This is a genomic window from Saccharopolyspora sp. 6V, from assembly GCF_020176785.1.
Lineage (GTDB): Bacteria > Actinomycetota > Actinomycetes > Mycobacteriales > Pseudonocardiaceae > Saccharopolyspora_C > Saccharopolyspora_C gregorii.
In genome coordinates, this window is record NZ_JAIUKB010000106.1 from 47493 (window position 1) to 54752 (window position 7260).

The 7260-nt window shown below is 74.3% G+C and carries 7 protein-coding genes; 5 read left to right on the forward strand and 2 right to left on the reverse strand.

Annotated elements, in window-relative coordinates; genetic code table 11:
- Positions 1-9: 9 nt before the first annotated feature.
- Positions 10-999, forward strand: a complete 990-nt coding sequence (locus LCD35_RS20655; RefSeq protein WP_224968623.1) for a DMT family transporter — start codon at positions 10-12, stop codon at positions 997-999.
- A 21-nt stretch (positions 1000-1020) separates the two neighbouring features.
- On the opposite strand, the gene LCD35_RS20660 is transcribed toward LCD35_RS20655, so the two are convergent.
- Both LCD35_RS20660 and LCD35_RS20665 read right to left on the reverse strand, forming a co-directional pair.
- Positions 1021-1695: a response regulator transcription factor gene (locus LCD35_RS20660; RefSeq protein WP_224956113.1), complete on the reverse strand. Its 675-nt coding sequence runs from the start codon at positions 1693-1695 to the stop codon at positions 1021-1023.
- A 29-nt stretch (positions 1696-1724) separates the two neighbouring features.
- The gene (locus LCD35_RS20665; protein ID WP_224956114.1) at positions 1725-3227 is read right to left on the reverse strand and encodes an ATP-binding protein; all 1503 of its coding nucleotides are present in this window, start codon (positions 3225-3227) and stop codon (positions 1725-1727) included.
- 82 nt (positions 3228-3309) lie between these two features.
- Here LCD35_RS20665 and LCD35_RS20670 point away from each other — a divergent pair, with 82 nt between their 5' ends.
- The 4 genes from LCD35_RS20670 (at position 3310) to LCD35_RS20685 (ending at position 7036) form a co-directional block, all read left to right on the forward strand.
- Positions 3310-4533: a PspC domain-containing protein gene (locus LCD35_RS20670; protein WP_224956115.1), complete on the forward strand. Its 1224-nt coding sequence runs from the start codon at positions 3310-3312 to the stop codon at positions 4531-4533.
- A complete protein-coding gene (locus tag LCD35_RS20675; RefSeq protein ID WP_224956116.1) occupies positions 4526-4720 on the forward strand; it encodes a hypothetical protein in 195 nt (64 codons plus the stop codon). The genes LCD35_RS20670 and LCD35_RS20675 overlap by 8 nt, the downstream gene beginning before the upstream one ends.
- Before the next feature lie 91 nt (positions 4721-4811).
- The gene (locus LCD35_RS20680) at positions 4812-5831 is read left to right on the forward strand and encodes a LacI family DNA-binding transcriptional regulator (protein WP_224968625.1); all 1020 of its coding nucleotides are present in this window, start codon (positions 4812-4814) and stop codon (positions 5829-5831) included.
- A gap of 275 nt (positions 5832-6106) precedes the next feature.
- Complete coding sequence (locus LCD35_RS20685; protein ID WP_224956118.1) at positions 6107-7036, forward strand: family 16 glycosylhydrolase; 930 nt, start codon at positions 6107-6109, stop codon at positions 7034-7036.
- Positions 7037-7260 lie beyond the last annotated feature (224 nt).

A 7260-nucleotide genomic window follows, 5' to 3' on the forward strand; every position in this document is an offset into this window, starting at 1 on the left:
GGAGCGACGATGAACCACCGGACGAGCCACCTGCGGCTCGGTGTGCTGGCGCTGTTGTGGGGCGCGAGCTTCCTGCTGATCAAGCTGGCGCTGACGGCGATGTCCCCGGCGCAAGTAACGTTCACCCGCATCGCGCTCGGCGCGGCGGTGCTGGTGGCGCTCTGCGCCGTCCGCGGGCTGCGGATGCGGCTGGACCGGCGGCTGCTGCCGCACGTCGTCGTCGCCGGGTTCTTCGCCAGCGCGCTGCCGTGGGTGCTGCTCGGCATCGGCGAGCGGACCGTGGACTCCGGGCTGGCCGGGGCGGTGAACGCGACGACGCCGCTGTGGACGCTGCTGTTCGGGTACGTGCTGGGAGCGCGCGGCGGGTTCTCCCCGCGGATGCTCGGCGGGCTCGCCGTCGGGTTCGGCGGGGTGCTACTGATCCTCGCGCCGTGGCAGGGCGCGTCGGCCGGGACCGGGGTGCTCGCCTGCCTGGCGGCGGCGGCCAGCTACGGCGTCGGCTACGTGCACATCGGCCGGAAGCTGACCGGGACGGGGGCGCCCGCACCGGTGCTGGCGGCGCTGCAGCTGGCCGCGGCGACCGGGCTGGCGGCGGTGGTGCTGCCGCTGGAAGGGCTGCCCGCGGTGCGGTTCGACGCGGTGGCGCTGCTGGCGGTGGCGGTGCTCGGGGTGTTCGGCACCGGGGTGGGGTTCGCGTTGAACTACCGGCTCATCGCCGACGAGGGGGCGACGGTCGCGTCGACGGTCACCTACCTGATGCCGGTGGTGTCGGTGCTGCTGGGCTGGCTGGTGCTGGGTGAGCGGCTGAGCTGGCGGGTGCTGCTCGGCATCGCGCTGGTGCTGGCGGGCGTCGCCCTCACCCGGAACCGCACCGCCCGGCCGCGGCCCGCCCGGGACGGCGCCGCCGGAGCCCCGGCCGACCGGGCCCCGGACGGCGCACCCCGGGTCGCCCCGGCGCACCCGTACACCGACCTCGCCACGAACCACCCCATGAAGTGAGCGGCGCGGGCCGGCGGCCGGTCAGACGAGCCTGCGGTCGCTGGCCCAGCGGGAGAGCTCGTAGCGGTTCGACAGCTGCGTCTTGCGCAGCACGCTCGACACGTGCGTCTCCACCGTCTTCACCGAGATGAACAGCTCGGCGGCGATCTCCTTGTACGCGTAGCCCCGGGCGAGCAGCCGCAGCACGTCCCGCTCCCGCGGCGTGAGCAGGTCCAGCTCCGGGTCGCCCACCGGCGCCGAATGCGGGCCCTGGGAGAACGCGTCCAGCACGAACCCCGCGAGCCGCGGCGAGAACACCGGGTCCCCGGCGGCCACCCGGCACACGGCGTCGGCGAGCTCCCGGCCGGAGATGGTCTTGGTGACGTAGCCGCGCGCCCCACCGCGGATCACCGCGATCACGTCCTCGGCGGCGTCCGAGACGGACAGCGCCAGGAACACCACGTCCGGCTGCTCGCCGCGGACGCGCCGCAGCACCTCGGCACCGCCGCCGTCGGGCATGTGCACGTCGAGCAGCACCACCTGCGGCCGGTAGTGCGCGATGCCCGCGGCGGCTTCCGCGACGGAACCCGCTTCACCGACGACCTCGACCTGGTCGGGCGCGGTGGCGAGCTCGGCGCGCACCCCGGAGCGGAACAACGCGTGGTCGTCGACCAGGAACACCCGGACCGGGCGCTGGTCTGCTTCTTCGCTGGTCACGTTCTCCTCCTCCACCGGCCGCGGCCGGTTCACCGGCGGGCCTCGCGCGGCATGTCCATCTGCACTTCGGTGCCGGAACCGGGCGCGGTCCGGATGCGGACGGAGCCGCCGTTGCGCTCCATCCTGCCCCTGATCGAGTCGGCGATCCCGTGCCGGTCCGCGGACACCCGTTCCGGGTCGAACCCGGCGCCCCGGTCCCGCACGAAGATCGAAACCTGGTCGGGTTCGACCTCGGCGTACACGCTGACCTCGGCGACCCCGGCGTGCTTGGCGGCGTTCACCACGGCCTCCCTGGCGGCGGCGAGCTGCGCGGTGAGGGCGTCGTCCAGCTCGCAGTCGCCGACGACGACCTGGTCCACGTTGATCGCGAAGGCGTCCTCCACCTCGCCGCAGGCCCGCGCGAGCTGCGCGGACAGCATCGGCCCCGGTTCGGCGGCCGGGGACTCCGGTTCGGCCGCGTCGCCCCGGCCGTAGCCGCCGGGGCCGTAGAGCCAGGTCCGCAGCTCCCGCTCCTGGCCGCGGGCGAGCCGCCGCACCTCGCGTTCCGAACCGGCCTGCTTCTGGATCAGCGCGAGCGTCTGCAGCACCGAGTCGTGCAGGTGCGCGGCGATCTCGGCGCGTTCCTGGGAGCGGACCCGCCCGGCGCGCTCCACGTCGAGGTCCCGCATCAGCCGCACCCACCAGGGCACGGTGAGCACCGCGGCACCGACCAGCGCGGTCACCGTGGACAGCAGCGCGAACTGGAGGTCGCTGACGCTGGCCGACCCGGCGAGGAAGACCACCGCGCCGATCACGACCAGCGCGGCGCCGGAGACGACCCGCACCACCGCGGACCGCCCGCCGCCGCCGAGCAGCGCGCCCGCCATCCCGGTGCGGGCGCCTTCCCGCCAGCGCCGCCGCTGCGACTCGTCGGCTTCGCGCCACACCACGGCGGCGCCGACCATCGCGACGCCGAGCGGGCCGGTGAGCCAGCCGGGCAGGATGCCGAGCAGTCCGACGGCGACCGCGAGCCCGAGGCCGAGGATGATCAGCCCGAGGCCCTGCTGGCGCTCCCGGTCGGTCATCGGCGGCTCGTCGCCCCCACTCTGCGGCACGAAGATCCACAGCAGTCCGTAGCCGAGCAGCCCGGCCCCGCCGAACGCGGCCAGCACCGCGAACGAGGCGCGGACCCACAGCACCGACACCCCGAGGTGGTCGGCGAGCCCACCGCAGATCCCGGCGACGAGCCGACCGCCGCGCCGCCGGTACAGCGTCGGCGGGCCGGCGCCGGGAGCGGTGGAATCGCGGACCAGGTGGCCGTGCGGCTCGGTGGGCCGGTCCGGGTCCACCGGGAACGGGTCCGCGCCCGGCGCGCCGAACGGGGCGGACGGTGCGGCGGCGGCCCGCGCGGCACCGGCCGCCTCGGGCCGGTCGGGTGCGCCGGGGTCGACCGCCGCGGGGGCCGTCGGCACCCGCCGCGGCTCGCGAGCTCGTTCCCGCTGGTACGGCTTCTTCACCCTGCGATGGTCACACGCGCGGGAGATCACGTGCATCGGGGAATCCCCAGGGCGTTCCGGGCGGCGCTCAGGGGCGTCCCCGATGTGGCCTGGCCGGTCACCGCTCGATAGTGGACGCATGAGCGGGAATGACAACGTCGGCGACACCCTCCGGGAGATGTGGGAGTCGCGACCGGCGCGGTTGCGGCAGGACCGCAAGCTCGCCGGGGTGAGCGGCGCGATCGGGCGGCGCTACGGCATCGACCCGGTGCTGGTGCGGGTGGCGTTCGCGGTGGCCACCATCCCCGGTGGCGGGGGCCTCGCGTTGTACCTGGCGCTGTGGGTGCTGCTGCCGTCCGATCCGGACGCGCCGAACCGCAACCGGTTCGGCCGGCTGGTCGGGGTGGCGCTGGTGGTGCTGATCGGGGTCCCCACCGCGCTGAGCATGCTCTACCCGCACGGCTGGCTGGTGTTCGGCGCCGCGTGCGCCGGGCTGTACCTGCTGCACCGCGGCTACCGGGACCGGCAGGTCGCCGTGCCGAGCACGCCGGGCCAGCAGGCGCCGAGCACGCCGGGCCAGGCGGCGCCGAACACGCCGGGCCAGGCCGTGGCGAGCGCGCCGGCGGCCCCGGTCGGCGAGAACACCTGGGTGTACCCGGGCGCTCAGCAGCGCGCCGAACCGCCGTCCTGGGATCCGCTGGGTGCCGCGCCGTTCGCCTGGGACCTGCCGGAGCCCGGGACGGAACCGGAGCCGCCGCAGCCGAAGCGGACGTGGATCACCTGGATCGCGCTGGCCGTGGCCGTGCTGGCCGGTGGGGCGGCGCTCACCGCGGGCGGCAGTGCCGGTTCGGCGCTCGCGGTGGTGCTGGGTGTGCTCGGGGTGGGCATGCTGTGCGCCGCGTTCCTGCGCGGCGGCCGGGCGCTCATCGCGTTCGCGCTGCCGGTGGGGGCGCTGGCGCTGCTGCTGGGCCCCGGTGCGGGCGACGACGCGGAACCGGCTCCGCCGCAGGACCGGCGGGTGGTGGCGACGACCACCGCGGGGCTGCGGGAGTCCTACCCGTACCTGGAGCGCGGCACGCTGACCCTGGACCTGCGGCAGCTGCGCCTCGCCGGCGACGAGCAGGTCGAGACCGGCGCGCACGTCGGGCAGGGGCGGGTGCGGGTGCTGCTGCCGCGGGACCTGGACGTCACCGCCGGGTGCACCGCGGAACGCGGCGCGGTGCACTGCCTCGGCACGCAGGAGAACGGGGGCGAGCACACGCGGCTCGACATCGACGATCCCGGTGCGGACGGGCCCGGTGGCGGCCACCTCACCGTGGAGGCGTTCGTTTCCGACGGAATGGTGGAGGTGCTCCGTGGCTGACGCGAAGGACGACGCGCGCTCGCAGTCCCCGGACGTGGTGCTGCTGGTCTCCGGTGCGCTGGCGCTGATCATCTCGGCGTCGGTGCTGCTCGGCGGTTCGCGGGACTTCCTGGTCGAGTGGTCGCTGGCCGGAGTGGCGGTGCTGGTGGGGGTGTTCCTGCTCGTCGCCTCGATGCGCCACCGCTGATGCCTGCCGGTGGCGCCCCGCCGCACCACCGGCACGGGCCGGACCACCCGCGCGCTCTAGGCTTCCGTCCACGGGGACGGAAGGGGAGCGGATGAGCATGCCCGGCGGGCGGCCCACCTTGGAGGACGTGGCGGCCAGGGCGGGTGTGTCCCGCGCGACGGCGTCCCGCGCGATCAACGACTCCCCCCGGGTCAGCCCGGAGGCCCGCCGGCAGGTGGACGCCGCGGTGCGCGAGCTCGGCTACGTGCCCAACCGCGCGGCGCGGGCGCTGGTCACCCGGCGCACCGGGGCGATCGCGCTGGTGCTCTCCGAACCGGAGGACAAGTTCTTCGACGACCCGTTCTTCGCCGCCACGGTCCGCATCGTGTCCCAGCACCTGTCCGCGGGCGACAGCCAGCTGGTGCTGCTGATGGTGCACCGCCCGGACGACCACGCGCGGATCGCGCGGTACCTGGCAGGCGGGCACGTGGACGGTGCGCTGGTGCTGGCCCCGCACCGCGGTGATCCGCTGCCCGCGGCGGTGCGGGACCTGCCGCTGCCGGTGGTGTTCGGCGGCCGGCCGTGGATCTCCGAACGCGGCCTGCACCTGGTGGACCACGACAACGTGGGCGGCGGCCGGCTCGCGACCGAGCACCTGCTGTCGCTGGGCAGGCGGGCCGTCGTGACGGTCACCGGGCCGCGCGACGAGCACGCCGGGCTGGAGCGGCTGCGCGGCTGGCGGGAGGCGGTCGGCGTCGGCGAGGCGACGGCGGCGCGCTCCGAACCGGGCGACTTCACCGAGGCCGGTGGCGAGCGGGCGATGGCGGCGCTGCTGGCGCGGGTGCCGGAGCTGGACGCGGTGTTCGCGGCGAACGATCTGATGGCGGTGGGTGCGCTGCGGGCGTTGCGGACCGCGGGCCGCCGGGTGCCCGCGGACGTGGCGGTGGTCGGGTTCGACGACCACCCCGCGGTCGCGCCGCACGCCGATCCGCCGCTGACCACGATCCGCCAGGACCCGGCGCTGCGGACGGTGCACATGGTGGCGCTGCTGCACCGGTTGATCGCGGGCGACCGGGTGGCACCGGGTCGCGAGGTGCTGCCGGTGGAGCTCGTGCGCCGCGAATCGGCCTGAATCCCCGTTCTCCCGAACACCGGAAAAAATGGGAACGAACCAATCGCATTCATCCGGCTCCGAACCGTGATCGCGCGGCGTCACAACTGGCAAAAACGGCGATATCGCGTACTTCGAATTGCGCAACCGGGTCCCGTTGAGCGGCGAACAGCAGCCGATCGGCCTAATCAGTCCCGTACTTCATCGATATAGCCTTTACCGGAACGTTTCAGGTGAGCAGCCTGTCCCGTTGAGAGCGCTCTCATCCTTCAACGTCCCCCCGAAGGAGACTTCTCGTGCCCCGAACCGGATTCAAGGCGGCAGGAACGACCCTCGCCGCGCTGTGCCTGTTCCCGTTCGTCACCTCTTCGGCGACCTCCGCGGTGGCGGCTCCGGCCCAGCCCGCGGCGCCGTCGCCGAAGGCGGAGGTGTTCTTCGACGACTTCTCCGGCGCCGAACTCGACCGCTCCAAGTGGAAGGTCGAGGTCACCGGGGACAACTTCACCACGGTGAACTCGGAGCAGCAGGCCTACGTGGACTCCCCCGAGACGATCTACATCGACCACGACGACGCGAACACCGGCGCCGAGAACGGCGCGCTCGCGCTGCACGCGCGCAGCACTCCCGGTTTCCAGGCGCCGGACGGCAACACCTACGACTTCCAGTCCGGCCGGGTCAACACCCAGGACAACTTCGAGTTCACCTACGGCCGCTACTCGGCGAAGGTGAAGCTGCCCGAGGGCGGCACCAGCCAGGGCCTGTGGCCGGCGTGGTGGTCGCTGGGCGCCAACATCGACGAGGTGAGCTGGCCGCAGTGCGGCGAGGTCGACGTCATGGAGAGCGTCGGCGAGCCGTGGACCAGCGTCGCGCTGCACGGTCCCGAGTACCACGGCGACACCCCGATCGCGGGGCAGCAGCAGTTCGAGGGTTCCGACCCGGGCGACTGGCACGTCTTCACGGCGGATTGGACTCCGGAAGGAATCACCTTCCTCGTCGACGACGCGGAGATCTACAAGATCACCAAGGCCGAAATGGAGCAGAACGGCTGGACGTGGGTCTACGACGACCCGCAGTTCATGATTCTGAACTTCGCACTCGGCGGCCAGTTCCCGAACGGCGTCAACGGCGTCACCGAACCCTATTTCGGACTCCCGCAGGAATCGGTCGACAAGGTGAAGGCGGGCAATGCGCGCTATCTGGTCGACTGGGTCCGCGTCGAGCAGTGATTCCCGATCACGTGCGTCGTGACCCGCGCCCGCGGCGCCCGTGAACCGGGTGGAGGCGGGCCCGGTGCGCCCGGTCCGATCCCGGCCGCACCGCGGCTCCGCCCCCGACTTCCCCGAGTGAGGGGGGGGGGGGGGGGGGGGGGGGGGGGGGGGGGGGGGGGGGCGGGGGGGCCCCCCCCCCGGGGGGGGGGCGCGGGGCGCCCCCCCCCCGCCCGCGCCCCCCG